23 protein-coding genes are annotated in these 25,554 nt (G+C 30.5%); 9 read left to right on the top strand and 14 right to left on the bottom strand.

Annotation, left to right across the window (positions count from 1 at the left end; translation table 11 throughout):
• The first annotated feature begins 143 nt into the window (after nucleotides 1-143).
• The 6 genes from Q4512_RS05875 (at nucleotide 144) to Q4512_RS05850 (ending at nucleotide 6,823) form a co-directional block, all read left to right on the top strand.
• A complete protein-coding gene (locus tag Q4512_RS05875; RefSeq protein WP_303422798.1) occupies nucleotides 144-1,313 on the top strand; it encodes a lipase family protein in 1,170 nt (389 codons plus the stop codon).
• 166 nt (nucleotides 1,314-1,479) lie between these two features.
• Nucleotides 1,480-3,432, top strand: a complete 1,953-nt coding sequence (locus Q4512_RS05870) for a YgiQ family radical SAM protein (RefSeq protein ID WP_303422796.1) — start codon at nucleotides 1,480-1,482, stop codon at nucleotides 3,430-3,432.
• A 75-nt stretch (nucleotides 3,433-3,507) separates the two neighbouring features.
• Nucleotides 3,508-5,259, top strand: a complete 1,752-nt coding sequence (locus tag Q4512_RS05865) for a carbamoyltransferase (protein ID WP_303422793.1) — start codon at nucleotides 3,508-3,510, stop codon at nucleotides 5,257-5,259.
• Nucleotides 5,246-5,656, top strand: coding sequence for an SxtJ family membrane protein (locus Q4512_RS05860; protein ID WP_303422790.1), 411 nt, complete (start codon nucleotides 5,246-5,248; stop codon nucleotides 5,654-5,656). The genes Q4512_RS05865 and Q4512_RS05860 overlap by 14 nt, the downstream gene beginning before the upstream one ends.
• A 2-nt stretch (nucleotides 5,657-5,658) precedes the next feature.
• A complete protein-coding gene (locus tag Q4512_RS05855; protein ID WP_303422788.1) occupies nucleotides 5,659-5,817 on the top strand; it encodes a DUF5989 family protein in 159 nt (52 codons plus the stop codon).
• Between the two features lie 4 nt (nucleotides 5,818-5,821).
• Entirely contained in the window at nucleotides 5,822-6,823 is a 1,002-nt protein-coding gene (locus Q4512_RS05850) for a hypothetical protein (protein ID WP_303422785.1), read from the top strand.
• An 18-nt stretch (nucleotides 6,824-6,841) separates the two neighbouring features.
• Here Q4512_RS05850 and Q4512_RS05845 read toward each other — a convergent pair whose 3' ends face one another.
• The 7 genes from Q4512_RS05845 to Q4512_RS05815 are packed head-to-tail and all read right to left on the bottom strand — an operon-like array spanning nucleotide 6,842 to nucleotide 14,052.
• Nucleotides 6,842-7,978: a hypothetical protein gene (locus tag Q4512_RS05845; protein ID WP_303422782.1), complete on the bottom strand. Its 1,137-nt coding sequence runs from the start codon at nucleotides 7,976-7,978 to the stop codon at nucleotides 6,842-6,844.
• Between the two features lie 54 nt (nucleotides 7,979-8,032).
• The gene (locus Q4512_RS05840; protein ID WP_303422779.1) at nucleotides 8,033-8,995 is read right to left on the bottom strand and encodes an acyltransferase family protein; all 963 of its coding nucleotides are present in this window, start codon (nucleotides 8,993-8,995) and stop codon (nucleotides 8,033-8,035) included.
• A 2-nt stretch (nucleotides 8,996-8,997) separates the two neighbouring features.
• On the bottom strand, nucleotides 8,998-9,657 hold the full coding sequence (locus Q4512_RS05835; RefSeq protein WP_303422776.1) for a methyltransferase: 660 nt from the start codon (nucleotides 9,655-9,657) through the stop codon (nucleotides 8,998-9,000).
• An 11-nt stretch (nucleotides 9,658-9,668) separates the two neighbouring features.
• Nucleotides 9,669-11,189, bottom strand: a complete 1,521-nt coding sequence (locus Q4512_RS05830) for a radical SAM protein (protein WP_303422773.1) — start codon at nucleotides 11,187-11,189, stop codon at nucleotides 9,669-9,671.
• Nucleotides 11,189-11,965 carry a class I SAM-dependent methyltransferase gene (locus Q4512_RS05825; protein WP_303422770.1) on the bottom strand — a complete coding sequence of 259 codons (777 nt, stop codon included), beginning with the start codon at nucleotides 11,963-11,965 and terminating at the stop codon, nucleotides 11,189-11,191. Before Q4512_RS05825 ends, Q4512_RS05830 begins: the two co-directional genes overlap by 1 nt.
• A 42-nt stretch (nucleotides 11,966-12,007) precedes the next feature.
• Nucleotides 12,008-12,970 carry an SGNH/GDSL hydrolase family protein gene (locus tag Q4512_RS05820; RefSeq protein ID WP_303422767.1) on the bottom strand — a complete coding sequence of 321 codons (963 nt, stop codon included), beginning with the start codon at nucleotides 12,968-12,970 and terminating at the stop codon, nucleotides 12,008-12,010.
• Between the two features lie 2 nt (nucleotides 12,971-12,972).
• Nucleotides 12,973-14,052: a radical SAM protein gene (locus tag Q4512_RS05815; RefSeq protein WP_303422764.1), complete on the bottom strand. Its 1,080-nt coding sequence runs from the start codon at nucleotides 14,050-14,052 to the stop codon at nucleotides 12,973-12,975.
• A gap of 232 nt (nucleotides 14,053-14,284) precedes the next feature.
• Between Q4512_RS05815 and Q4512_RS05810 the strand changes: the two genes are divergently transcribed.
• Together Q4512_RS05810 and Q4512_RS05805 are read left to right on the top strand one after the other, a co-directional pair.
• Nucleotides 14,285-15,373, top strand: a complete 1,089-nt coding sequence (locus Q4512_RS05810; protein WP_303422761.1) for a hypothetical protein — start codon at nucleotides 14,285-14,287, stop codon at nucleotides 15,371-15,373.
• Nucleotides 15,370-16,989, top strand: a complete 1,620-nt coding sequence (locus Q4512_RS05805; RefSeq protein ID WP_303422759.1) for a glycosyltransferase family 39 protein — start codon at nucleotides 15,370-15,372, stop codon at nucleotides 16,987-16,989. Before Q4512_RS05810 ends, Q4512_RS05805 begins: the two co-directional genes overlap by 4 nt.
• Before the next feature lie 13 nt (nucleotides 16,990-17,002).
• Here Q4512_RS05805 and Q4512_RS05800 read toward each other — a convergent pair whose 3' ends face one another.
• The gene (locus tag Q4512_RS05800; RefSeq protein ID WP_303422756.1) at nucleotides 17,003-18,058 is read right to left on the bottom strand and encodes an SGNH/GDSL hydrolase family protein; all 1,056 of its coding nucleotides are present in this window, start codon (nucleotides 18,056-18,058) and stop codon (nucleotides 17,003-17,005) included.
• A gap of 133 nt (nucleotides 18,059-18,191) precedes the next feature.
• On the opposite strand from Q4512_RS05800, the gene Q4512_RS05795 reads away from it, so the two are divergent.
• Nucleotides 18,192-19,028, top strand: coding sequence for a 2OG-Fe(II) oxygenase (locus Q4512_RS05795; protein WP_303422753.1), 837 nt, complete (start codon nucleotides 18,192-18,194; stop codon nucleotides 19,026-19,028).
• A gap of 3 nt (nucleotides 19,029-19,031) precedes the next feature.
• Here the strand turns inward: Q4512_RS05795 and Q4512_RS05790 are convergent, their stop codons facing one another.
• The 6 genes from Q4512_RS05790 to Q4512_RS05765 are packed head-to-tail and all read right to left on the bottom strand — an operon-like array spanning nucleotide 19,032 to nucleotide 25,466.
• On the bottom strand, nucleotides 19,032-20,177 hold the full coding sequence (locus Q4512_RS05790; RefSeq protein WP_303422750.1) for a lipopolysaccharide biosynthesis protein: 1,146 nt from the start codon (nucleotides 20,175-20,177) through the stop codon (nucleotides 19,032-19,034).
• Nucleotides 20,170-21,219: a glycosyltransferase gene (locus tag Q4512_RS05785; protein ID WP_303422747.1), complete on the bottom strand. Its 1,050-nt coding sequence runs from the start codon at nucleotides 21,217-21,219 to the stop codon at nucleotides 20,170-20,172. The genes Q4512_RS05790 and Q4512_RS05785 overlap by 8 nt, the downstream gene beginning before the upstream one ends.
• Nucleotides 21,220-21,244: 25 nt before the next feature.
• Nucleotides 21,245-22,099 carry an FkbM family methyltransferase gene (locus Q4512_RS05780; RefSeq protein ID WP_303422744.1) on the bottom strand — a complete coding sequence of 285 codons (855 nt, stop codon included), beginning with the start codon at nucleotides 22,097-22,099 and terminating at the stop codon, nucleotides 21,245-21,247.
• Nucleotide 22,100: 1 nt separating this feature from the next.
• Nucleotides 22,101-23,027, bottom strand: coding sequence for a GNAT family N-acetyltransferase (locus Q4512_RS05775; RefSeq protein ID WP_303422741.1), 927 nt, complete (start codon nucleotides 23,025-23,027; stop codon nucleotides 22,101-22,103).
• 3 nt (nucleotides 23,028-23,030) lie between these two features.
• Nucleotides 23,031-24,008: a polysaccharide deacetylase family protein gene (locus Q4512_RS05770; RefSeq protein ID WP_303422738.1), complete on the bottom strand. Its 978-nt coding sequence runs from the start codon at nucleotides 24,006-24,008 to the stop codon at nucleotides 23,031-23,033.
• Between the two features lie 15 nt (nucleotides 24,009-24,023).
• On the bottom strand, nucleotides 24,024-25,466 hold the full coding sequence (locus Q4512_RS05765; RefSeq protein WP_303422735.1) for a glycosyltransferase family 39 protein: 1,443 nt from the start codon (nucleotides 25,464-25,466) through the stop codon (nucleotides 24,024-24,026).
• Nucleotides 25,467-25,554: the final 88 nt, after the last annotated feature.

The raw sequence follows: 25,554 nt of genomic DNA, 5'->3' as shown, positions 1-25,554 counted from the left end.
TCCAAAATACTTGTCTAATCATGAGTAAGGTAGCATCATTTGATGCTACCTTTAAATTTCATTTGATATAAATTCCATTTTTGGAATCGTTTTTGTATTTAATATAATGCACAATATTTAATTTAACCATTAGTTATATCCTTATGAGAGTATTATTAACCATCCTATTTTTATATAGTTCTTTAAATGTTTCTGCGCAATTTAAATCTGGTTTTAACGCAAACGAAGCAACCTTTACTATTGCTATGAACAATAGTTTTAATTTTATTAAACAATATGGAACTAACGAAACTATAATTCCAGAGCAATTTAATTTACACTATACTTCTAATGTTTTAAGTATGGATAATAAGTTTGAAGTCTATGAAAACAATAACATAGGCATAATTAATTATAGAGGTTCTACAGATAAAATGATTAGTTGGGTAGAGAATTGTTATTCTGCAATGATTCCTGCAAAAGGAACCATTATTATCGATGAAAAAGAACATGATTATGCTTTTGCTACCAGCGAAAATACAGCAATACACGCGGGTTATGGGTTGACTATTGTCATTCTTTCCGAAGCTATTAAAGAACAAATTAAAGCATTAAACAATAAAGGAATCTACCACATCATTATAACCGGACATAGTCAAGGTGGTGCATTGGCAACCATGACAAGAGCATATTTAGAGAATTTACCTAAAGGAGAATTGTCTATAAGGAATAGATATAAAACCTATGCATATGCACAGCCCATGTCTGGAAATAAAGAATTTTCTGAAGAATACAACACAAGATTTAGTGATAAAGGAACGAGTTATTCTATTATAAATGCCGAAGATCCTGTGCCTTATATGCCTTTTAATTATGAAGAAGATAAACTAATTACAAAAGAAAAAATAAGCGGATGGCTTTTCGGGAAAAAAGAATTTAAAGCTAAAAAGTTGGGTCAAGATGCTTTTATCAGATTATTTGAAAGAGGATTAACAGGTTATGTAAAAGGAAGCAATAGGTTAATTAATAAAATTATTGGATTGAAATTTGGGAAAATTGTAATGCCTGAATTTGTAGCAGATATTAATTATTATCCTACAGGAGAACTTAAAGAACTTCCAAAATTTACCTACCCAAAAATAGAAGTAGATACTCGTGATTTAATGGAAGATCAATTAAAGGGTTTAGAACAAGATGCCAACGGGAAATGGTATAAAAAAGAAGCAAAATTTTTTCAACATAAACCGTATAATTATTATGTTGCCGTTTTAAAAAAATGGAACACTCCTGCATATTATTCATTAGATGAAATGTATTTGGTAAGTGATTTGTAAATAGTAAATTATAATTTTGATTGGCTCGGTTTCTTAAAAAAACAAAAAAATGGAATATATTAAATACTGTTTATTAGGATTCATAATCCATCTATTCACATAAAAAAAGGCTAAACCCTTTTATAATAATGTATAAGAGTCTTTTTTTGACTATTTTTGCAGCAATATGCAAGAATTACAACTTTCAGATTGGTTACCTACCACAAACAAAGAGGTTAAAATACGCGGCTGGCAAGAACTAGACGTTATCCTATTTAGTGGTGATGCTTATGTAGATCACCCAACCTTTGGTCCTGCAGTAATTGGGCGTTTGTTAGAAAGTTTCGGATTGCGTGTTGCCATCGTTCCGCAACCAAATGTAAACGATAATCTACAAGATTTTGTAAAACTTGGAAAACCAAGATTGTTTTTTGGTGTTACTGGTGGTTGTATGGATCCTATGATTAGCAACTATAATGCGAACAAAAAGAAACGGGACAAAGATGCATATACCCCAAATGGAGATATTGGTTTTAGACCCGATTATGCATCTACGGTTTATTCTAAAATTTTAAAAGAAAAATGGCCTGATACTCCAGTTTTAATTGGAGGGATTGAAGGTTCTCTTCGACGTGTAACGCATTATGATTATTGGAGTGATAAATTACTGCCAACTATTTTAGAAACCTCTAAAGCAGATATGTTGGTGTACGGAATGGGAGAACAACCATTACGTGAAATTATTCGTTTGTTAGAAAAAGGTGTGCCATTTAGTAGTATAAATACCGTAAATCAAACTGCAGTTCTTTTAAATAAAGAGGATAAAATTCCGAAAAATAGTAATTGGGAAGATGTTGAAATCGCTTCGCATGAAATTTGTTTAAAAGATAAAAAGAAATACGCTTCGAATTTTAAAGTGATTGAACAAGAATCGAATAAGCTTGCTGCAAGACGTATTTTTCAAAAAGTAGGACAAAAGGTGTTGATGATAAATCCACCATATCCAACCATGACAGAGGCAGAAATTGATGCTTCATTCGATTTGCCTTATACACGATTACCACATCCAAAATATAATAAGCGTGGACCAATTCCTGCGTTCGAAATGATTAAGTTCTCTATCAACATTCATAGAGGATGCTTTGGTGGTTGTAGCTTTTGTACTATTTCTGCACATCAAGGAAAATTTATTGCTTCACGTAGCCAAGAATCTATTTTAAAAGAAGTAGATACTGTTGCTAATATGCCAGATTTTAAAGGCTATTTAAGTGATATTGGAGGTCCAAGTGCCAATATGTATCAAATGAAAGGGAAAGTACAATCCATTTGCGATAAGTGTGTTGCACCTAGCTGTATTTCACCAGTAATATGTAGTAATTTAGATACCTCACATAAGCCGTTAACCGAATTATATCAAGCAGTAGATAAACATCCAAAGGTTAAAAAATCCTTTATAGGATCCGGAATTAGACACGATATGTTAGTTCCAGAATTTAATAAAAATGCAGATCCAAAAGAACTGGACGATTATACTGAAGAAGTGATGACAAAGCATGTTTCTGGACGACTTAAAGTTGCGCCAGAACACACCAGTGATCCCGTTTTAAAACTGATGCGTAAACCATCGTTTAGTTATTTTCATAAGTTTAAAGAACGGTTTGATAAAATAAATATTAAGAAAGGATTAAAGCTTCAGTTAATACCTTATTTTATATCCAATCATCCTGCTTGCGAAGTTGAAGATATGGCTAATCTAGCTGCCGAAACGAAAGATATGGGGTTTCAGTTAGAGCAAGTACAAGGATTTACTCCTACACCAATGACTGTAGCTACTGTAATTTATTATAGTGGTTATCATCCTTATACGCTTAAAAAAGTAAACACACCAAAAACGAGAAAAGAAAAAGACGAACAACATCGTTTTTTCTTTTGGTATAAAGACGAAAATAAAGCATGGATTAAAAAGACTTTAAATAAAGTTGGTCGTCCAGATTTACTACAGGTTTTGCTTCCTGAGAAAACCGAAAGATGGCGTAAAAACAAACCGACTGGTGATGCCAAAAATACCTTTAATGATGCTGTGCCTTTTAATCAAAGAAAAAATAAAGCAAAGTTTAGAGGGAAGAAGAAAAGACGATAATATTTTATATTTACTACTTTATTTTTTAGTTTGTAATATACTTACTTTATATTCGTAAATTATTGATTCTTTTCTATGAATATTATTGGTATTTCTTGTTTCTATCATGATGCAGCTGCTTGTTTAATACACAATGGTAAATTAATTTCTGCAGCTCAAGAAGAAAGATTTTCTAGAATTAAACACGATAAGTCTTTTCCAAAAAAAGCGATAGATTTTTGCTTAAAGGAAAATAAACTTACCATCTCCGATATTGATTTAATTGTTTTTTACGAAAAACCATTTATTAAATTCGATCGCATCATTAATACACTATTAAACCAAGCTCCATTTACATTTAGTTTGTTTAAAAAAACATTGATGTCCTGGTTAAAAAATAAACTTTGGGTTTCTAGTATTATAAAAGACGAATTAAATTACAATGGAGAGATTATTTATAGTGAACATCATGAAGCACATGCAGCAGGTAGTTTTTTTACTTCACCATTTAAAGAGGCTGTAATTGTTACTATTGATGGTGTAGGAGAAAAAGCTTGCACTTCTATTTCTGTTGGTAAAGATAACAACGTAGAAATTATAAAAGAACAACACTATCCGCACTCCATTGGTTTGTTATATTCTGCATTTACTCAGTATTGTGGTTTTAAAGTGAATTCTGGAGAGTATAAATTAATGGGGTTAGCACCTTATGGTAAACCAATTTACAAACAACTTATTTTAGAAAATATTGTTAGTTATGATGCTTCTGGTTTAGTAGAATTAAATTTGAATTGTTTTTCTTTTGAAAAAGGAAAATCGACCATTAACTCTAAGTTCTGTGATGTTTTTGGGAAAAAGCAAAGAGCTTTAGATGGAGAGATGGAAGATTTTTATTGCAATATAGCTTGTTCCATTCAAGCGGTTATTGAAGATATTATATGCACTGTATTAAAGCATGCTAAAGAATTAACAGGTTTAAATAATTTATGCCTTTCTGGTGGAGTAGCTTTAAATTGTAAAGCAAATGGCGAGCTTTTAGGAAAGTATATATTCGATAATATCTGGGTGCAACCTGCTTCAGGAGATTCTGGATGTTCTGTTGGTGCAGCCTATATTGGATGGAATCATCATTTAAAAAAAGAAAGAGTATTTTTAAACGATTCTTTAAATGATCAAGCTTACTTAGGTTCTTCTTATAGTAATAAAGATATAGAGAAATATCTTGGCACCTACAAGTTAACATATCAAAAATTAGATAATGCTACTCTTTGCGATACGGTTTCTTCCGCTTTACAGCAAAAACAAATTGTAGGTTGGTTTCAAGACGAAATGGAATTTGGCCCAAGGGCATTAGGACATAGAAGTATATTGGCTAGCCCATTATTTGAAGACATGAAGAAACATGTTAATTTAAATATTAAATTTAGAGAAGGTTTTAGACCATTTGCTCCCATTGTACTTGAAGAAGATTGTAACGAATGGTTTGATATGAAACATGTAGTTTCAAAATACATGTTGTTTACAGTAAAAAGTGACAAGAAGAAAGAAATTCCGTCGTGTATTCATGAAGATAATACGGCAAGAGTTCAAACTTTAAATAAAACTGAAAATCCGTTATTACACAATTTGATACATAATTTTAAATCTAAAACAAACTGTCCTGTATTAATTAATACTTCATTTAATGTGCGGGGAGAACCAATTGTAGAATCTCCTTTAGATGCTTTAAGGTGTTTCTTTTATACCAAAATGGATTTGTTAGTTTTAGGGAATTTTATTTTGCAAAAAAAGGATAATTTAGAAGTAGATCAACAATTAATTGTAAGTGAAAATTATGAATTGGATTAAAACAACACTTTCTAAGATTATAGAGACAAGTAAATCCCCAAAGAAACAGAAGGAGTTTGGTTATTTGTCTGCGTTTGTAATTTTTATTATTTTAGGAATATCTATTTATAAAAATGGACTTGTATTAAACCAAAGTCAGATTTTTATTGGCAGTAGCCTATTATTAATATTGCTTATTACTTTTACTTTAAAGCGTATTTTTTTACCTTTTTTAACTTTATGGTTGTTAGTAGGTGAGCTTTTAGGATTTGTAACAAGCTATTTTATTATGGGTATTGTTTATTTTACTCTTTTTTCACCAATATCACTTCTTTTAAGATTGTTTAAAAAAGAAAAAACATATAAGGCTGCGTGGGTACTTGTGGATAGAAAAATTGATTATAAAAAACTAAGCTAATTATGAGTAAGTACGAAACTTTAAAACAATTAGGAGCTTTTTTAATAGAGCAAAAAAAATTCTGGTTAATTCCTATTATCATTGTGTTAGTTCTTTTAACATTACTTGTTGTTTTTGCGGAGAATTCTGTAATAGCACCTTTTGTGTATACCTTGTTTTAATGGGATGCAGCTATTTAATAAAACTGGTAAACTAATATTTAAGATAGCAATTGTAGCTTTTCTAACCTTGTTTTTGTTTGAAATGGCTTATAGATATCATGTTATTGATTTTTATAGCGCACAAACAAACGGTTTAAATTCCCAAAAGGATTTAGATGCTACAAATATAGATCTCATGGTATTTGGCGATTCTTTTTCTGCAACGTCTAAAGAGATTAATTATGTAGACATGCTCAGGGAAAGCCGACCTGACTCCTCGGTTTTAAATTTTAGTGTTCCTGGATTTGGCATTCGACAGGTTAATACTTTTGCAGATAAAAAAATTAAAAGATATACGCCGAAAGCAATTTTATATCAAGTATATGTTGGAAATGATTTGATAGATGTAAATCACTTATGGGATTTAGAAAAGTTTTCTTTTTCTAGAAACTTGTACTGGGAAGCTTCCGATCATTTTTTGAGTTTGGGTTATTTAAATCAGCGATTAGCAATTCTTAATGTAAAGACAGAAACTAGGCTTTCCGGAATATTAAAAAAAGAGTTTGATAGCAGTTTTTATGATATTCGTACAAAACGATTTCTAAAAAGTGACGCTTATTATTTAGATAATATGTTAATGCTAAAAGGCGGTTTTAAGAAACGTTATTTGTCTTGGCTAAAGCATATGCAAGATTTTTTAGATACAGTTCCTCAAGATGTACCTGTTTATATAGTATGGATTCCTCATCAAGCACAAGTAGGTGATTATTATTACCAAAGCATGATAAAACTTGGAGCAGCGTTTCAAGAAAAGGCTGCAATTCAAAATCCAGAGTATCCTTTTTTTAGTGAGGCAAAAAGAGATTTAAGTAACTATAAAAATGTTACACATATAAACCCGTTACCATTTTTTCAATCTAAAGACACAGTAAATAACAGGTTGTATTTTGTAAACGATCCACATATTAATAAGAGCGGAAACACTGTGTTACATAGTTTTTTACAAAGTCAAATACCTTTTAATTAATACCCTTTTTATTGTTTATTATTCCGTTTTTGGTACTGTTTCGTTTTTATTCATTTTTAGTGTCAATTCCGATTTTATATAGGATAACATTTTTTTAGCAACCAATTTATTTCCAAATTCTCCTGTGTGACAGAAATCGAAATATGTAGTTTTATTTGCGTTATCAAATACATCACTAATATCTACAAACGTTGAATCTGTAATCATTAATGAATCTTTTCTAACAGTTTCATAAGATAACTTGTATAAGTTTTCATAATACTGCTGGCTTTTAAAATATCCTTGTTCTGCTTCTGTTAAATTTTTCTTTGAAAAAATATTCGGTTGCATAAAATTAAACGCTTTAAAACCATAAGCATTCTCTAAATTTTTAGAAATTTTAACGTAACCAATATACGTTTCGGCAATATCAGTAGCCAACGCATCTGGACGAGCAGTTAGCTGTTTGTATGCCGAATTTGTAAATATTTTACGCTGCATTGTAGTAACGAATCTATGTAAATTACTAGAATATACCATTAATGAAATACGCTTTTTGTAACTATGTGCAATTTTAAATTCTTTTCGTCTATTGTATGCATTTGTTGGAGTGCCAGCTTCGTTATTTTGGTGTCCTGAAATAACTTCGTTTACGCCATCATAAAAAATTACAATATCTGGAATATTGTTTTTAATTAATTCTCTTTGTAGCTGAATATTCTCTGTAGCCCGCGTATAACCATGACAACCAAAATTGGTAACTTCTAAATTTTGGCTTGGAAAATTATTATGAATTAATTTAGATAATTCGGAGGGTATGGTGTGTTCGTCTCGTGCTCCAGAACTATACATGGTAGAACCTCCAAAACAAAATATTTTTAATGCTGTTGCCGAGTCTTTCAAACTAGGGTTTACTGTTTTACGGAGCCCGTTTTCATAAATTGTATTGTGTTTTCCATTCATTGGTTTAAAACGATAATGCAAGTATGGTTCCCATTTCATGTCTTGTTGACGTAATTCTCTGAAGATTTCTTTAATGGATTCGTTATCCAAATCATCACCTTCATATAAGCCAGAAGCGATAATACGTTCGGTGTTTCCATCAATACCACTTTTGTCGTGGTAATTATAAAAAATGCCCAATCCAATTTCTAAAAAAAGAAAAAGGATTATCATGTTTATGAATAATGTATAGATGACTTTGATTTTGTTTTTCACAGATAAAATAAATTATAAGATATATTTTAATTTCTTATTGAGCAGAATTAAAAGGTGGCTTCCAATTCCAGAAAGTATAATGGTTAGAAAAGCTAAAGGTGTTGATTTTAATTCAAAAAAACTAAGAATCAAAATAATAATTAAAGGATGAATTAAATATAGCGCAATAGAATAGGAGGATAAAACTTTACTATTTATATTAGAATGAAGCGTAAAAGCAAAAGAAGTAATTAATAGTATTGGCCCTAATAATAAAAAGGAAATACTCATATTAAACGATGCATTTGCGTTTATATAATAATTAATTAAACTCTCTGCAGTAAGTAATAAAAAACTTATGGCTAAAAGTATTACCGCTTTCTTTTTATTAAATTTTAAATGAAATTCTGTTCGGTGAATTACATACCCAATACTTAAAAACGGTAATGCGAAAAATAGAAAATTACGGTGTATTGGTGGAAAATCGATTAGTTTTGCTAAAATAGGAGATGTATTAAAAACAGCAAAATTACTTAAAGTTTGAATGGTGTAACCTATTAAATACAAAGTAATAGCAATAACAAGTAAGGTGGTGTTAGAATGTTTACGGATTAAATATAACAATAAGCCACCTAATAAGAGTGCCGCTAAATACCATAAATGATTAAAACCAAATAGCAGTGTAGGAATAGTTTTTATGGGATTTTCATGTACGGGAATTATCCAGAAATAAACAAAAATGAGCATCCAAATTGTATATAAAACTCCAACACGTTTTGCCCAGGTTTTTATGCGATTATTTTGAAATACGCCAAAAAGAAAGAATCCATTTATACAAAAAAAGAAGGGAATTGGAATTCGAAACCAGCCGTTGCACGTTACATGATATGCCATTTTATCATAGTCAAATAAAAAACCACAATGCACAGCAATAATAAGTATAGCAGCAATAATTTTTAAAATATCTAGCAGTATGTTTCGTGAAGTGTTTTGCAAATCTATTGTGATTTTTGAATACTAAAGATAAAGTTTTTCTCTTTTACAACACTCTTTTTTAAAATCAACTCTAAAGATAAACCGTTGTTATTGGCAATTTGTTTGATGTGTTCTATTTGGCAATCTTCCGATAAAATCATCCAAGTGTTTGGAGCAATATGATGTTGTAATTGAAAGAATAACTTTTTAAAATATTCAAAATCTTCTCCGCAAAACCAAGCGCGTTCTTTGTCGTTTTTTGGTTTTTTGGGATAATATGGAGGATTTATTAAAATATACTCAAATGTCCTGTCTTCTAAGTTTTCAAACAAATCAGAATATAAAACATTTAATGCGATTTTATTTTTAATGGAAGCTTCTTTTAAGGCGTCAATTGCTACTTGATTAATGTCAGAAGCAGTTACTCTTGCGCCTTTAGAAGCTGCAAATAACGATATGATTCCGGAACCACAACCAAGCTCTAAAAACGATTTGTTTTCCAGATTAATAGGTTTTATATAATCTAAAAGAATTTTTGTACTAATGGTAAAGTGAGGTGGAAATACTTCGGCACTAATAGCTACCTCAATATTTTCATAGCTGTATTTTCTTTGCTTTAAGTGATAGGTGTTAAACGCTAACTTTGCAACTGGAAATATGATTTTTTTTAATTTTTTAAGCATATTTCTATATGTTATTCTGAATAGAAGCCTTCAATTTCTGGTTGGCGGTATTTCCAGATTTTATGAAGTAATTTAATTTCATAGGGAAATTTATACCAACCATATTTAAAACGATAACCAGAAACTAGTTTTAGTAAACTTTTTTTGTAACCTTTTATTCTAAAGTCTGAAACAGTAGGGTAGTACCCATTTAAGACCGTTTCAAAATTTTGAATGGTATCGATCATGTATGGTTTTAGCCAAGGTGTTAACGGGTTTTTTCGTAAATCAAATTTCTCCCAACTTGGAGCTATCCATTCTTCTAATGTTTCTGGAAATGAAAAACCAGCATCTACAATTTGTTGGTACAATTCAGAACCTTCTGTAGGAACTGGACTGTATAAATAGATTATTATTTCGGCATCTGGGTTTATCGCTTTTATTTCTTTAATAAAATTAATATCCCATAGAATTTGCTCATAAACCTTTTTTTCGTTTTTTCCTGGTAGCCCCAAAACAAAGGAAAGTTCTGGAATGATATCTGCCTTTTTCATACGTAACACAAAATCTTTAATCATTTGACCAGATTGTGTTCCGCCTTTATTCATTTGTTTTAGTACTTCATCATTACCTGTTTCGGCTCCTAAAAACATCATTCTACAACCAGCTTTTCGCATTAGTTGTAAATCTTCATCCGAATACTTATTAATAGTGTCGATTCTTCCTTCTCCCCACCATTCTATATTATCGTTTAGTACTAGATTTGAAAATTCTAATACACGTTTTTTGGATGTAAAAAAGTTATTATCATGAAACTCAATAGCATCAATATTGTATTTGTTTTTAAAATAACTAAAGTCTTTATAAATAGTAGTTGCCTTTTTCGCTTTCCATTTTGCATTATAAATGGGTACAACAGCACAAAAGGAACAACTAAATGGGCAACCCATACTAGAATGATATGCAAATGTTTTTTTTCCCATAAAAGTTTTAGCTAAGTAATTCTTTAAAGGATAGAAAGTGTTGAAGTATTCGTATGGATATGCTGGTAAGGTGTCTTGATCTAGTAAGGCTTCTTTTACTGTTTCGATGATTTTTCCTTCTTCATTTTTGAAAATTAAGTTTCGAATTAGTAGTAATTTTTCGTCACTTTTTCCTTCTAAAACATCTAATAATTGTGGGAATGTATTATCTCCAGGTCCGTTAATAATATAATCTACGTACCCCGAATTTAAGCATACCTTATGTTGGTTAGAAGCAAAATATCCACCCCAAATATTAATCGATTCAGGATATAATTCTTTAATTTTTTTTGCATAAGGAATAGCTTGCTTCAATTGTGGTCCAGGCATTACTGTAAGGCAAAAATACTTAAATTCTCCCGTGGCAAAATAATTGGAAATAGTTTCCCATGGGTCTGTTTCCATATTACCGTCTACAAAAACATATTCATATTTCCCATGAATTGCCGCACCAACCTGGATGATCGTATTGGGTAAGCGATGCTTTGCATTGGCACTTCTTGGGTTAAAAATGATAATTTTATTTTCCATTATTTTACTTTTTTAAAAAGGTAATTAGGATTACTATATATTTTTATAAACTGCGGGTTTTTTAAAATCTCAGAAATGAATTTGGCACTGCCAAAATGAGATCCTTTAGCTGAGTCATCAATTAAAACATAGCCGCCAATTAAAAGTTTTTGGTTAACATTATTAAAATCCATTTTTGTTTGATTATAAGAATGATCTCCATCAATATAGCAAAAAGCTATTTTTGAGTTTAAATTAAAATCTCTATTAAAAACATCTGTAAATTGTTTTTTTGTGTTCCAATTATTAAAAAAACTATCGGATGTTGAGTGACATATAAAAGGTAAATGTTTTGGGTTTAGAAAAGTTGTGGCATTTATAAAAGAGTTTTTAATATAATTCATATAATCCGTCCTTTCGATTTCTTTTTTGCCATCTATGTGGTTTTCTACCACTCCAAGATGATCCTTAAACCCTTTGTATATCCACGCGTCACAGCCATAATGTAATACCTCTTTGTTGTACTTTGCTAGAAGATGTAAAATTAAGTTTGTCGATAATCCGCCGTAAACACCTATTTCAAAAGTGATTCCATTTTCAGGCATATTTCTAATAGCGTGATCTATTAAAAATATATTTCCTTCATTTAACATCCCTTCTCCAATTACAGAACATCGCAATCTAGCAATAAATGAATCTTCAATTTTTTTTATTTTAGGTCTAAAAATCATGTAACTAATAACATTGTTGTAATTAAAAAATATCCGCTGTTCCTCTATTAAATTTTGAAAAAGCATATTTATTTTTTTATATGAACATTACACATTTTGCATTGTAATTTACATATTACTATTTGCTAAAATATAACTTGAAAGCTTCTCAGCAAAGATTTGATTGGCTTTTCCGTTAGGATGTGGATCTAATTCATTCACAATATATTTAAATAGGTTTTTATTTTGAAAAAATTCAGAAACATCTAAAAACAGTAAATTGTTCTTTTCGGAAAGTTTTTTTATTGTTGCAACTCGAATCGGATCATAAACTAAATCCAGATAAAAAATGAGACCTTTGCTGTTGTTTTGTGATAAAATATTTTGAAGCGTTTTAAACTGCTTGTCTATGTAGTTTATATTTGCTGTGTTGTATGAAACAGGTTCGGTTGCTGTTGCTTTTAACTTGATTTGTAATAGCTTTTTAATATACGAATCCCAAAAAACGTTTTTCTTTGGCTTAATGGTGAAATCTTCTAATGAGAAATCTGTACCAATTTCAAAGTGATCGTTAGATGCGCAAAAGCCAATCACGACTAAATCTGGATTGTAATTTAAGGTATTTCGTTTTAAAATTGTTATGTAGTTTGATAATGCATATCCAGAAACGCCAAAGTTGAACACTTCGTAGTTTTCATTTTTATTGGAGTTGTTTAATGTTCTTTCTGTTTGATATACATATGTTTCCTGTTCTTTTACACCAGTTCCCATGGTGAAAGAATCCCCTAAAACAGCTATTTTAGTAGTATTTGCATTCAATTCATGATCCCGATCTCGAAAACCTTCCGCATTTGTTTTAAAATCGACAAGCTTGTATTTTGTATCTAAATTTGGAAGTAATTCATATTTTAATTGGTCGGAATTGGAATATTTTAATAATCCAGAATTATCTAAAATACCAAACGAATTTGTACGAGAATAGGAAAAAGCTGCTCCACCAAAAAAATAGACTCTTGCAATAAGTTCTCCCATTAGAAAACTAAGAGAAATGCCAATTAAGATAGATAAAATTTTAAATTTTATTTGTTTCATTGTTAAAATGCACTGCAACATCTGCTACAAGCAGGAAATAATCCGCCAGCATTATGTAAGTCTGTTCTTAATTTCTTTAAAATTCGGGTATTCCAAAGTTGTTTTAAATTTTTTTTATAAAGATTTCCAAGCTCTATATTGTAACACCTTCCATGTGAAGGAATAATACTTCCGTCCGATTTAACCATAATACTTGTAAATACATCATTACACATTTTTCCAATAATCTTTTCAGGCTTGTGATAAAACTCGTGAAGTTTTTCTTTAGATGCTATTTCCGGAGAAAAACTTACTGGAAAATTATAAGTAGCAGCTTTAATTGCTGCAATTTCTTCCCAAAGTACATCTAAATCAAAATTATCAATATTAACTTCATCCACGTTAGAGTTAGTTGCAGGGTATGATTGTGACCAAATTTCGTTATGCGTATCTGCAATATGTTGTTTTGTGAAATTAGAATGCATAAATCCAATTTGACCCAATGGGTATGCTTTAAAAAAATCTAAAAACTCCTTTAGATAGCCAATATTCCATTCTGTAATAACACAAAATACGGATACGGAAGCTTTTGGTTGTAAACGGAACAATTCCTCCATGCCCTCTACTGCTTTTTGAAACGATTTTTTATGTCCTCTAATTTCGTTGTGAATGTCTTGCGGTCCATCTAGCGAAATATATAAATTAGTAGCATTGTTTTTCGCTAGAATCTTTGCTTTTTGTTTTAGTACTAGAGCATTTGTTGTAATCGAAGTTTGTATGTTTTTCTTCTTAGCATATTCTAAAGATGCTTCTAGGTGGGGATATACCAATGGTTCTGTAAATGCATATCCCAGTCTTGTTTTAGGAAAATGAAATGCCATTTCATCAATAATTTTTTCAATCAAAGGTAATGGCATATTTATAGGGTGGGTGCCAACTAAATTTTGAGCAAAATTGGTATCTAAACTTTTTGTCCCGACATCACACATTTTACAATGTAGATTACATACATTATTTACACCTAAAATAATCCATTCTGGAGCAAACATATAGTTGTTTGGAAGCAGTTTTTTATTGATTTTTTTTATTGTAGCAGTGTTCATAATGCCTTGTTTCTGTTTTATGTATGCAGGGAATTAAGTGTTGAAATATATGTCGTGTTTTTCAAATTTACATTTTAATTAAAAAAATGAAGTGTATCTATCAAGTATATTTTATTATTTTTTAATTTTTGATGAAGAATCTACGTATAGACGCTGTATATTTGTTTCTTTCATGTCCATTTTAAAAAGATTTAATTTGTTAAAAAAGTATGTTTTTAGACCATTAAAAAGTATGATTGTTATTGTCGGGATTACTTTTTTGTTACTAGAAATTGTTTTGGCTATTTATATTCGTGTTCAGGAAATTAAGATAGAATTGCCCACATATACACTTAAAAACACACAGAATTTTTGGTTTGATTTAAATGAAGATTTTGGAACATTGCATCTGCCTAATGATTCCTATCAACAAAAAAAATATTGCTTTGATGTAGTATATCATTCCAACTCAAAAGGTTTTCGCGATGTAGAACGAGAAGTTAATGCTTCTTCAAACCGTGTTGTTACTTTAGGAGATTCTTTTGTTGAAGGGGTTGGTGTAAATGTAGAGGATCGCTTAACAAATTTACTGGAAAAAGATTTAAATATTCCACATTTAAACTTCGGTTTAGCGGGAAATTTTGGGCCTACACAATATCTGGTAATGTATAATACCTTAGCGAAAAAGTACACGCACGATGCAGTTTTAGTAAGTATTTTGCCTGCCAATGATTTTATTGATGATGATTATGAAATTGGTTTACGTTTTGGTAGCAACAGGTATCGACCATTTTTAAAAGATACCTATCCAAATTATGAATTCGTATATCATACAGATAGCATTCATAAGTCTAAAGCACAACCTAGAAGGCAACGTTTTCTTTATAAAGCACTAAAGAATTACACGTATTCTTATAACATGTATCGCTACTATCGTGTGATGCGAAATGTGCGAGCTATTCCAAAAGATAAATTATTAGCTCCTTCTAAAGTACCTAGTTATTTCAATTTTTCAGAAGCACAACTTCTTAGGATGCGATATTGTATAGAAGAAATTAAACGTTTGGCAGGAGATCGTCCGGTAATGGTGTATACTATTCCTATTGCTAAAGAAATAAAAGCGTATCGAGAACATAAAGAAAATCCGCTTGGTGAGCAATTAAAGAAAGTGTGTGATGCAGTAAATGTAGAATATTTAGATTTATTGCCACAAACAGAAAGTTTTTCAGAGGAGGAGTATGAAGCACTATTTTTATCCTGTGATGGTCATTGGAGCCCATCAGGAAATGCCTTTGCGCAAGAACAGATTTCATCGTATTTTTCATATTATAAAAACAAATGATATTCCTTAAAAAATACCAAGATCAATTCGGGCTTTTATTGTTGTGGCTTATCATTATTTTAGTCATTAATCCGATTGGTGATTTTCCATTAAATGACGATTGGTGTTATGCGAAATCTGTAAAAACATTATATGAAGATGGTTCTTTAAAACTGTATAATTGGGGCGAAATGACTTTGGTGAGTCATGTGTATTGGGGTTATTTTTTTACTAAAATCTTTGGTTTTTCGTTTACAATATTGCGTTTTTCTACATTAGTAATGGGATTTGCAACGATATTAGGCGTTTATCAACTTTGTAAACTGGCCAATGTTTCGCGTTGGATCTCGCTATTTACTGCCGTTTTGTGTATGGTGAATCCTATTTTTCTGTCGCTTTCTTTTTCATTTATGACAGATGTACCTTTTTATTGCCTAACTATCTGGATTCTTTATTTTTCCAGTAAAGCTTTAAAAACAAATAAATGGCAGCCAATTATTTGGGCATTATTTTTATGTATTTGGGCCTTTTTAATTCGTCAATTAGCAATAGTTTTTCCTATAGTGTGGTTGTTAACAGTAATTTTATCCAAAAAAATAACACTTAAAAACAGTATAAAAGCAGTTGCTCCATTATTCATATTGCTTCTTTTTTCTTTATGGTTTTCCTATTATATGGAAGTTAATGGCTTACTGCAAGAGCGATACAATTCTAAGTTTAATGTGTTAATAACTAGTCTTAAAAATATAAACTTCCAATTAATTAAGCTTACAACAACCTACCTTCTCACAAGTATGGCGTATTTGGGCTTTTTAATGGCGCCATTATATTTTATTTATATTCAGAACAATACATTTAAAGGAGTAAAAATAGCAATAACGATTTGGACAGTTTTAGTCATGGTGTTTATTGTAAAAATGAATAAAGTGCTTCCGAGTTTGGATAATATTTGGATAGACTTTGGAGTGGGCCCAACAACTTTAATAGTAGATAATACTAGTGACTTTACGCAAGCACCTTCAAATAAAGCACCACGTCTATTTTGGCTACTAATTACCGCAATTGGTGTTTTTTGTAGTGTAGCTTTATTGTTGAAATCCAGAATAATGCTACTCGCTATTTTTTATAAAAAAACAGTTTCACCTATTGTTATTCTTGCTTTTGTATTTGTAGTTGTGTATTTAAGTCCGTTTCTTATTGTGGGTGTTTATGATAGGTATTTACTGCCTTTATTTCCTGTTACTATTCTATTTTTATTTGGAGATAAGAAACTAGGTCTTAGTAAAACATCTAAATATTTTACAATGCTATTTTTGGGTGTATTAACTTGGTTTTCGGTGTTTGCTACACACGATTATTTATCTTGGAATCGCGTACGTTGGCAAGTATTAGAAGGATTGCAAGAAAAGGGAGTTTCTATCAATCATATTCAAGGTGGTGTAGAATTTACGACTTGGCATCATTTTTCGGAAACACAAGATGCATGGTGGGAAAATATAATTCCTATATATACTTTAGTATTTAATCCAAAAAAAGATGACGTAATTGTTGGTGAACACAGCTATACTAAATGGTTTCCTGGAAAAGGAAAGATATATGTGATTTATGATGCTAGTTTAGATAGTTCATTAAACTAAAAAAAAAGAAAGTCTAGTTTTCTATAATTACTTTATTAAATAAATATTCTCCAATAATACGGTGTCCATTATCATTGATATGAAGATCGTGATCCCAAAAAACTTTTTCATTGGCTTGTTTTAAAACCGGTGTTAAATTGAAGTTTTCAATAGCTTCGGTATTTAGCCATGTAATCAAAGAATTTGTGATATATAAATTGGTGTTTATGTCTTTTTCGCTAATGGTATAGTTTGCCTTTATTTCTTCTTTAAAAGATGCATTCGTTTCTGTTTTTGAAGGCAATAAAGTAACAATAAGCCTAATATTTTCTTTTTCGCATAACTGTTTAATGGCTAATAGATATTTCTTTGCAATAACTAAAGCTTTTTCTTTATCGGTTGGAAAGGATTTAAAATATAAAGTTTGATCTATTCCTTGTGTTAAAGGAAATTTTTTAGCGCCTATAGCTAATATTCTCTTTTTTAACCGCAAGTTTAAATTTTTATAAATAGTATTAAAACTTGTTCGGTTGTCTTCATATAAAAAAGTTTCCCTAAAATCGTTTCCTGTAAAGATATTAATAAGGTAAATGTCGGGTTTTAAATAACTATATTTTTTAATAAAGCCTAAGTAGTTTCTAAAGGTATAATATGCGGTTCCACCATTAATACCATTATAAATAGTTGCACTATCTGCTTTGTTTAAATGTTTTTCCCAAACATTAATAAAAGACTGATTATTATATCGTAATGCACCATCTGTATGGGAGTCTCCAGTTACTAAAATACGATACTCGTTTTCCTTTTTTTCTAAAATATCATGGTCTTCCCTAAACCCTAAATTGTTGGTTCTGCGTTCTCCATTAAATTTTTGATTAGGTTTCCCCCAGTTTTCATACACTTTAATATTTGGTTTGTGTACAAACATTGCTGTAGAGTCATATTGTAAATAGGCAACATGGTTTTCTCCAGTAAGTTTAAAAAAGGTTTTAATTCTTCTTACCTGAGAATAATAAGCTACCGTTCCAACAATGCTAAGAAGTAGCAGTAATACCAAAGCGTTAATGGATAGTAGACGTAAAAATTTCATCAAAAAAGTTTGCGCAAAGTAAATAAAAATATAACAGAGTCTATACTTAAAGCGAATATTTGTAGCTAAAAGTAATTGTAGCATTATTAATTTATTTAGTACATTTATACACCTAAAAACGCAATATTATTATATGATATTTAATTATCAAAAATGGAAAGGATCCTTATTAGCCGATCAAGAAAAGTATCAAAAAGCAAGTCCTTATCCACATATTGTATTTGATGATTTTTTAGAGGAAAAAGCAGCAGAAAAAACATTGGCAGTTTTTCCAAAGATAAAGGAGGAAGGATGGATTCATTATGTGCATGTGAATGAAAAAAAGCATGGACTAAATAAACTAGACTTAATACCTGAGTATATTAGAGATGGTCTTATTGCCGAATTGAATTCAAAAAAATTTATAGCTTACCTAGAGGCGCTTACCGGAATTTCTAATCTTATTCCAGATACGACTATTGAAGGAGGTGGTATTCATCAAAGTGAACGTGGTGGTTATTTAAATATTCATGCCGATTTTACGGTACATCCACATAAAAAAACTTGGAGAAGAAGAGTGAATGTATTGGTTTATCTTAATAAAGGATGGGAAGCTTCTTATGGTGGAGATTTAGAATTATGGGAAAAAGACATGTCTGCATGTAAAGTTACCATTGCGCCAATATTTAATAGGATTGCTATTTTTAATACCGATGAAGATTCGTATCATGGTTTCCCAGAACCAATTACCTGCCCAGAAGGAGAAACACGAAAATCGATAGCACTATATTATTTTACCGAAGAAAAGCCGGGTGCATTTAAAAGAAGATCTACAAATTATAAAGCGAGACCAGATGATGGTTTGAAGTCCGTTTTTATATGGTTAGATAAAAAAATGATAGCACTTTATAGTTGGTTAAAAGGACTGTTAGGAATAAATGATGACTTTATTAGTAAAGTTTTACATCTTTTTAGCCGAAAAAAAGAATAGTTACTAGATTGTGCTTTTTTTGTCGGTAAGCTTGTAGATAAACAGTGTTACCCATTGCGAAATACAAACACTTAATAAAACACCATATATTTCATAGGTTCTAATTAGAATTAAGATAAGAATGAAATTAACAACAAATCCAATGCAGTTTACAAGGATTATTTTTCGTTCTTGATGCTTTTTCATGAGTTTCATAATGTCTAAAGTATAAAAGAATGAAGGCAAGGCAATCAGCCCTCCAATACAATAATACCAAGAATGGAGTTGTAATTTCACAAAGTATTCCATTACGATATATATAGCAAAGCAACCAATACTCACCAAAGGTACGGCAATAATATAAAGTTTTTTTTGCATTTTTTTTACAACATCATCCGATAGGCGATAGAGATGTTTTGTAAACGGAATAATTAAATAGGCAGACAAAGCTTGTAGCATTAAAAAAGCAGTAATAAGTAATTGATATTCAGATAAACGTGCTTTAGGAAGATAAAAGTCAATAATATAAACATCTATTTTTGAAGCAAGCCAACCGCTAAGGCCTAATAAGAAGAAAGATGCTCCAGCTTTAAGTTCGTTTAAAGAGATGGTAAAAGATAATTTTTCTTTCCAGAGTTTAAGCGCAATAATTAAGCATATTATTTTAGTTAAAAAAGCAAGACAATACCATTGTAAAAAAGATTCTAAGTTAAAGGAGGTGCTTAAAAAGATACCACATATAATTGTGGTAAAACTTAAAACTTCGGCAATTAACTGTGCGCTAAATACTTGGTGATATACCACTAGACTATCCATTGCATTGTATAAATGCATCAGTATTACCATTATAACAGCAAGTAAAGCTATGTTTTTTGGGAAAAATATAAACAATAACAATGCATAAGGTAAGAGTAAACTTCTGCTAAATAAATTAGAGTAAAAGGCGTAATATATTTTAGAAGGTTGTTTGCTGTATGCGCGAATTAGATATTCTCTATTACCCCAGCCTATAGAAAATACAATAAAGAAAATCCAAAGCATCACATTAATCAATGTTCCCCAGTTTTCTTTGCCAAAAAACTTAATTCCTAGAATGGCAATCAAAAAATTAAACACAGGACTAGCAAAGCCTCGAGCAGTATTTAGTCCTATTGTTATTATTCTATTCATGATACAAATCTAAATATGAAGATACACAAGCATTTTTTGCGTTTAAAAGTACGCGCTTTTTTTTGTTTTTGGTATTGCGTATTCGTGTACTACAAGCTGTAATTATTTCTGTTTCGGTAGTGCAAATTTCCCATTCAGCCATTGCTGTTGCAATGCCAACATTATTAGATACAATTTGCATTCCTGAATATAATGCTTCAGAGAAAACAAAGCCAAAAGACTCATAAGAGCTTGTATGTAAAAAGAGTTTTGCCTGTGCCATTTTTTGTAAAACTTCCGCTCGTGGTAGCTCCCCAAGAAGTGAAATTGTATTCTCAAGCGCTGCTTCTTTGATTTGCTTGTTTATCTTATTTCGCTCTTCTCCTTCACCAATAATAGATACTTTAAGGTTAGGGAATTCTTGTGTCAATTTAGAAATTATCTTTATAAAACTAGTGTAGTTTTTTACTCTATTAATGGAGCCAACACCTAAAATATCGATGGTATTTTCTTGCAGTTCAGGAAATGAAGATGTATCAATATCCCAAGGAATACACTTCGATTTTAGCTGATAGTTTTTAGTTATAAGCTCTTGATGGTTTTTAGAGAGAGAAACCAGTGTTGCGTTAGTGTTTTGTAATCGCTTTGCATACGAGTTGCCCAAACTAGCATCTTGTCCCATTGCAGTTACAATATGTTGAATATTGTATTTGGTTGAAAATTTTGTTCCTATCATTGCGCATTCACCAATCCAAAAGCTATGAATTGTAGTTATAGGATGATGATGATGCATAGTTTTTAATTTTCGCAAAGCTTTTTTCCAAGTCCATAATTTATAAATACGCTTGTTTTTTCCGTGTAAAGGAATCACCGAAATGCCATTCCATTTATAAGGTTTTTTAGTAAAAGGAAATTGAAAGGAAAGCAATGTCATTTTGCTATTAGGCAATGCTTGTTTAATACTTTTAAGATACACTTGTAATGCAGGAATTACCGTAGAGTCGTTTTCAGACCTTGCAAATCCTGGAGTTAAAAAAACGATATGTTGATTTTTTGCCTTCAAAAAAACGTTGCTTATTCTTTGTAAATTAATGTTTTATAGTGTCTAGGGAATGCCATTCTGTATTAGAAAACACTAAGTCCGTTTCTTTAATCAATTTAGGGTTTTGTTTTAAATTTTCAAAAGAGATGCGTGTTCCGTTAGTTTTGTAAATGTAAGTGTATGCTTTTAAATCGTTATAAAGATTAGTTGTTTCTTTACGGATTTTATTTTTAAATAGCGAAAAACCAAATGTGTTTTCCAAGCGTAATAATACTTTATTAAAAAATGCAGAAGGAATATTTTTAAAATACATGTTTTCATTTAAAAAGCTATAATGAAAAGAAATGTATAAGGTTGGATAATTTACTTTTTCTAATGCTTTTTTAATGGTTGGTAAAATTCTAAACTCTGCACCTTCAACATCTATTTTAATGAAATCTATATGTTCAATTTTGGCAGATTCTAAAAAATCAACTAGGGTTGTAGTTTCTATTTCTAGCGAATTTTCTGTATCGCGTTTACGCTCTAAAATACTGCTAGACGAAGCGCCATAAGTTTCACGAGCAGACAAACGCAAGGTTTCTTTTTTGTCTGAAATAGCTGTTTTATAGGTTTTTATTTTTTTAGCAACATCTAGATTTAACGCCACATTATTATTTAATTCCTTAAAGCATACTGGGTCAGGATCTATTGCGTGAACCATTTTTGCAGTTTTTGCAGCATATAAAGTTAATACACCGCTCCAAGCGCCAATATCTAGTACAATAGAATTTTCGTTTATAAAATTATTAAAAATAGCAAAGGTATGAGGTTCCCAGTCTGTAGCATTTATATGCGCCCAATAATGTTTGTTCTGTCCTGGGTCAATTTGAAATGTATGATTTTTAAGCTGTACTTGCATACTAAAAAGTGTCTAAGTCTGAATAGGTAAATATAAAGTCTTTTAAATTGATTTTCGGGTCAAAATCTAAGTATCCAACTAGCCAAGATTCTTTAGGTTGTACAATTGTTTGCAGTTGTTTTGCCATGATAGAATTTGAATCCACTTGAAAAAGGAGTTCGCTAATACCTAAGAGAAATGCTCTTTGTTTTAGTTTTATAATTGCTTTTTGTAGTGCTTTTTCAGAAGGCGCATAAAATTGTCCAACATGAATAATTGCTTGAATTTTCAACCAAAAAACACATCCTTCTAGTACTACGCAATAGTGACTTTTAAAGCTGTTTTTATACTTAATGAAATCTTGTGTAACATGCAGTTGAAATTTTTCTTTGTCATTAGAAGTTAACTTTTTTAAGGCATCTTGTGAAACGTTTTGTTTAAAAAAAGGATTATATAGGTTTGTGGAATTCAATTTGTTTAATAATTTCCCAACAGGTAACGTAAAGATTTTTATATGAAATCGTTGCATGTGTTTGTGCTCTTTCCAACCTAGTTTTTTGGTGCTATAATAAGTGTTTTCACTATGAAAAGCATACACATATTTCATGTTGTTTTCCTTCATAATAGCATAGGCAAGTTTTGCTAGTTCATAGTGCAACCCTTTTCGTTGATGCGCTGCTAATGTATAAGAATCGCAAGCATGAGCTACTAGAATTTCGGAATCCTTATTCTTGAATTTTTGTGGAATTGCACCGTAAAAAGCAACAGGGATTTTGTTGTGATAAGCAATGCTACAGATATATTTTACGCCCAAATATGAAGTATTGTATTTGTTTTGTAAGTAGCTTAAGGATACTTTCTTTTTAAATACTTTCCAAAAAAGCTCCTTAATAGCTGGAAAGTCACTGTTATCTACGCGTTTTAGACGGTATATTTCTTTAAATATCATATTTTAAAAATAAGAACCTTTTAGTAAACAAGCCAATTGCTGTTCTAAAGTAATGTATGGATTCATGACAAAACGATTTTTTAATGCTTCATTTTCTGCATGAGATTTTATATTGTAATCTACCAATAATACTTTTTTATATCCTACTTCAAGACAGTATTTGGCTAATTCTTCGGTGTAATAGCCAAAAGGAAATGCAAATTCTTCAATAGGTTGTTGGCAAATGTTTTCTAAACTTTTTTTGCTTTGTAAAATTTCTTCCTTTGCTGTTGCTACAGAAATATTTATCAAACTTGCATGTGTTTCAGCATGCGAGCCAATGGTGAATAAAGGGTGGTCTGCAATTTCTTTAATTTGATCGGGAGACATTAATTCCCAATATTCGTTTAGTTCTTCTTTGGGCAATGCGTTCCAGTCTTCTTTAAAAATATCATATAGCAATGCAATATCTTTGTATGTAATAGTTTTGGCAATGTTTTTTAAGGAAACATTTTGATGTGTAAATTCGTTTTTCTGGTTTTTTATATATGCTTTATTTTGGAATACTATTTCTTCTTTTTTAGTGTGAATTGAAACTAAATCTAAAAAATCGGCCCATAAATATGGCGCTTTTTCATGAATTGTAGTGATGTAAAAACAGGCAGGGACTTTATATTTTTTTAATATAGGAAGTGCATTTTGGTAATTGTTGAGAAGACCATCATCAAAAGTAATAGCAATATTAAGCGTGTTTTTTTTGAATTTCTTGGCATAAAAATCATCTAAAGAAATTACATTGTAATGGGTTGAAATGTGTTTTATAAAAGCTTCAAAAAAGAATTTAGAAATAAATCGACTATTGTATTTGGTTTCTCCAATACTATCAATACCATGAAAAACTAAAATACGTTCACCATACCTATCTTTAAGCAGCCATTTTTTTAGACCTATTTTAAATAGCAATATTTTATAAAGTAAACCCAAACGATATTTTATTCGCATCCAAAGCATAAGTGTTTAGTTTTCTTTTTTGGTTATGATTTCATATAATTTCCAACCACTAACATCTTCTTTTAATGTTTTTAATTGGTAATGTTCTTTAATGTAATTCCAGTTTTTTATTGGGTTCTTATCTTTCCATTGTACTTCAAATTTTTCCGGATAAAAAAGCACAAGGTCTTTCGTGTTGAAATCGGTATAACGTTCTAAATATAGATTTTTGTAATTAAAATGCATTCCTCTACCTTGTAAAGAAAGATCAACATCAAAACTATATAAAGTCTTACCTTGATATGGAGCAACCATTGATACGATTTCTTTTTCTAATAAGGTTCTTTTATAAATAGGTGAAAAAGTTCTCATCCAAAATAATAATTGAAGCGCAAATGCTAATCCAGCAAAAGGTAAAGCGTATTTTTTTATCCAATGTATTTTTAAAAGTATAGAGAAGTAAGGATATAGAAATACTAAAACTAACGAAAAAATAAGGCCTAGGATTCTTGGATTTTGAAACGGTATTCCTGCTAAGAAAATTAGATATAAAGCAATGCAAATACCAAGAATTTTCTGCGGGAATTCGATTTGTTTTTTATAGTTTTTTAATGCCACAAACAGTAATGGAACACCTATAAATATAAACCCTGGATGAAAAATAACGTACAGTACATATAATCCATTTGGGAACGGATAGCTTTGAAATCCATCTTGTGTTGTATAACTAGATTTAAAGAAATAAGATGGAGACCACAATTTTAAAAAGTAATTAGAAGTAGCTTCAAAAAGAGCATTCCATTGTAATACTAAAAACGGAATAAATACTAAGCCACTTAATAAAATAGCATATATAACTTGCTTTATAGCTTTTCGCTGTATGGCTAAATACAATGCATAACAAATAACAGGAAAGGTAATCATTAACGAAGCATAACGCGTTATTAAAGCACAGGTAGCAAATAAAAATACAGGAACTAAAGACGTTTGTTGTTTATGTGATTTAAAGAAGTAATAAAAGCAAATGGCTATCCACATAGCAGCAGTTACATCCGACATAACAATTAACCCCATTTTAAAAAAGAAAGGGCAAAAAAGCCCAAAAACAAGCACGTATAAAAAAGGATATTGTTGTTTTGGATAGAGTAGTTGTATGGTTTTTAATATATAAATACAACCAATAGAAAGACTAATACTACTTAAAAATTGAAGACCAAAAGTAGCACTGCCAAAAATGAAACCAAAAAAAGCTGCAATACAAGGATATAGAATTGGCCAAAAAAACGTTCCAGGATGTTCCCCTCCTAAAAGATAGGATTGAATAGCTTTTGTATAGCGAAGGTATTCATAAGAATCCTGACCATAAAGACCATCAAAATTTAAAAATCGGAGAATTAAAATACCTAATAAAGGAATTGCAATAAATACAATATTTAAATTGGAAGGTTTTGTAATTTTTCGAAATTTCAATGGTAGTTTTGTTTTGCGCATATAAATATAGTTGTTAAATTGACCAGGATAAAAAAAACGACTCTTTTTTTGTCGACTGGATGATATT

Source organism: Oceanihabitans sp. 2_MG-2023, assembly GCF_030547245.1.
Taxonomy (GTDB): Bacteria; Bacteroidota; Bacteroidia; order Flavobacteriales; family Flavobacteriaceae; genus Oceanihabitans.
The sequence above is the reverse complement of the archived record's forward strand: the minus strand, read 5'-3'. Positions and strand labels throughout refer to the sequence as shown.

What these genes read in the sequence shown, in the direction of transcription:
- Q4512_RS05875 (WP_303422798.1), top strand. Translation starts at nt 144, where the DNA reads ATGAGAGTATTATTAACCATCCTATTTTTATATAGTTCTTTAAATGTT.
- Q4512_RS05870 (WP_303422796.1), top strand. Translation starts at nt 1,480, where the DNA reads ATGCAAGAATTACAACTTTCAGATTGGTTACCTACCACAAACAAAGAG.
- Q4512_RS05865 (WP_303422793.1), top strand. Translation starts at nt 3,508, where the DNA reads ATGAATATTATTGGTATTTCTTGTTTCTATCATGATGCAGCTGCTTGT.
- Q4512_RS05860 (WP_303422790.1), top strand. Translation starts at nt 5,246, where the DNA reads ATGAATTGGATTAAAACAACACTTTCTAAGATTATAGAGACAAGTAAA.
- Q4512_RS05855 (WP_303422788.1), top strand. Translation starts at nt 5,659, where the DNA reads ATGAGTAAGTACGAAACTTTAAAACAATTAGGAGCTTTTTTAATAGAG.
- Q4512_RS05850 (WP_303422785.1), top strand. Translation starts at nt 5,822, where the DNA reads ATGCAGCTATTTAATAAAACTGGTAAACTAATATTTAAGATAGCAATT.
- Q4512_RS05845 (WP_303422782.1), bottom strand. Translation starts at nt 7,978, where the DNA reads ATGATAATCCTTTTTCTTTTTTTAGAAATTGGATTGGGCATTTTTTAT.
- Q4512_RS05835 (WP_303422776.1), bottom strand. Translation starts at nt 9,657, where the DNA reads ATGCTTAAAAAATTAAAAAAAATCATATTTCCAGTTGCAAAGTTAGCG.
- Q4512_RS05830 (WP_303422773.1), bottom strand. Translation starts at nt 11,189, where the DNA reads ATGGAAAATAAAATTATCATTTTTAACCCAAGAAGTGCCAATGCAAAG.
- Q4512_RS05825 (WP_303422770.1), bottom strand. Translation starts at nt 11,965, where the DNA reads ATGCTTTTTCAAAATTTAATAGAGGAACAGCGGATATTTTTTAATTAC.
- Q4512_RS05820 (WP_303422767.1), bottom strand. Translation starts at nt 12,970, where the DNA reads ATGAAACAAATAAAATTTAAAATTTTATCTATCTTAATTGGCATTTCT.
- Q4512_RS05815 (WP_303422764.1), bottom strand. Translation starts at nt 14,052, where the DNA reads ATGAACACTGCTACAATAAAAAAAATCAATAAAAAACTGCTTCCAAAC.
- Q4512_RS05810 (WP_303422761.1), top strand. Translation starts at nt 14,285, where the DNA reads ATGATTGTTATTGTCGGGATTACTTTTTTGTTACTAGAAATTGTTTTG.
- Q4512_RS05805 (WP_303422759.1), top strand. Translation starts at nt 15,370, where the DNA reads ATGATATTCCTTAAAAAATACCAAGATCAATTCGGGCTTTTATTGTTG.
- Q4512_RS05800 (WP_303422756.1), bottom strand. Translation starts at nt 18,058, where the DNA reads ATGAAATTTTTACGTCTACTATCCATTAACGCTTTGGTATTACTGCTA.
- Q4512_RS05795 (WP_303422753.1), top strand. Translation starts at nt 18,192, where the DNA reads ATGATATTTAATTATCAAAAATGGAAAGGATCCTTATTAGCCGATCAA.
- Q4512_RS05790 (WP_303422750.1), bottom strand. Translation starts at nt 20,177, where the DNA reads ATGAATAGAATAATAACAATAGGACTAAATACTGCTCGAGGCTTTGCT.
- Q4512_RS05780 (WP_303422744.1), bottom strand. Translation starts at nt 22,099, where the DNA reads ATGCAAGTACAGCTTAAAAATCATACATTTCAAATTGACCCAGGACAG.
- Q4512_RS05775 (WP_303422741.1), bottom strand. Translation starts at nt 23,027, where the DNA reads ATGATATTTAAAGAAATATACCGTCTAAAACGCGTAGATAACAGTGAC.
- Q4512_RS05770 (WP_303422738.1), bottom strand. Translation starts at nt 24,008, where the DNA reads ATGCGAATAAAATATCGTTTGGGTTTACTTTATAAAATATTGCTATTT.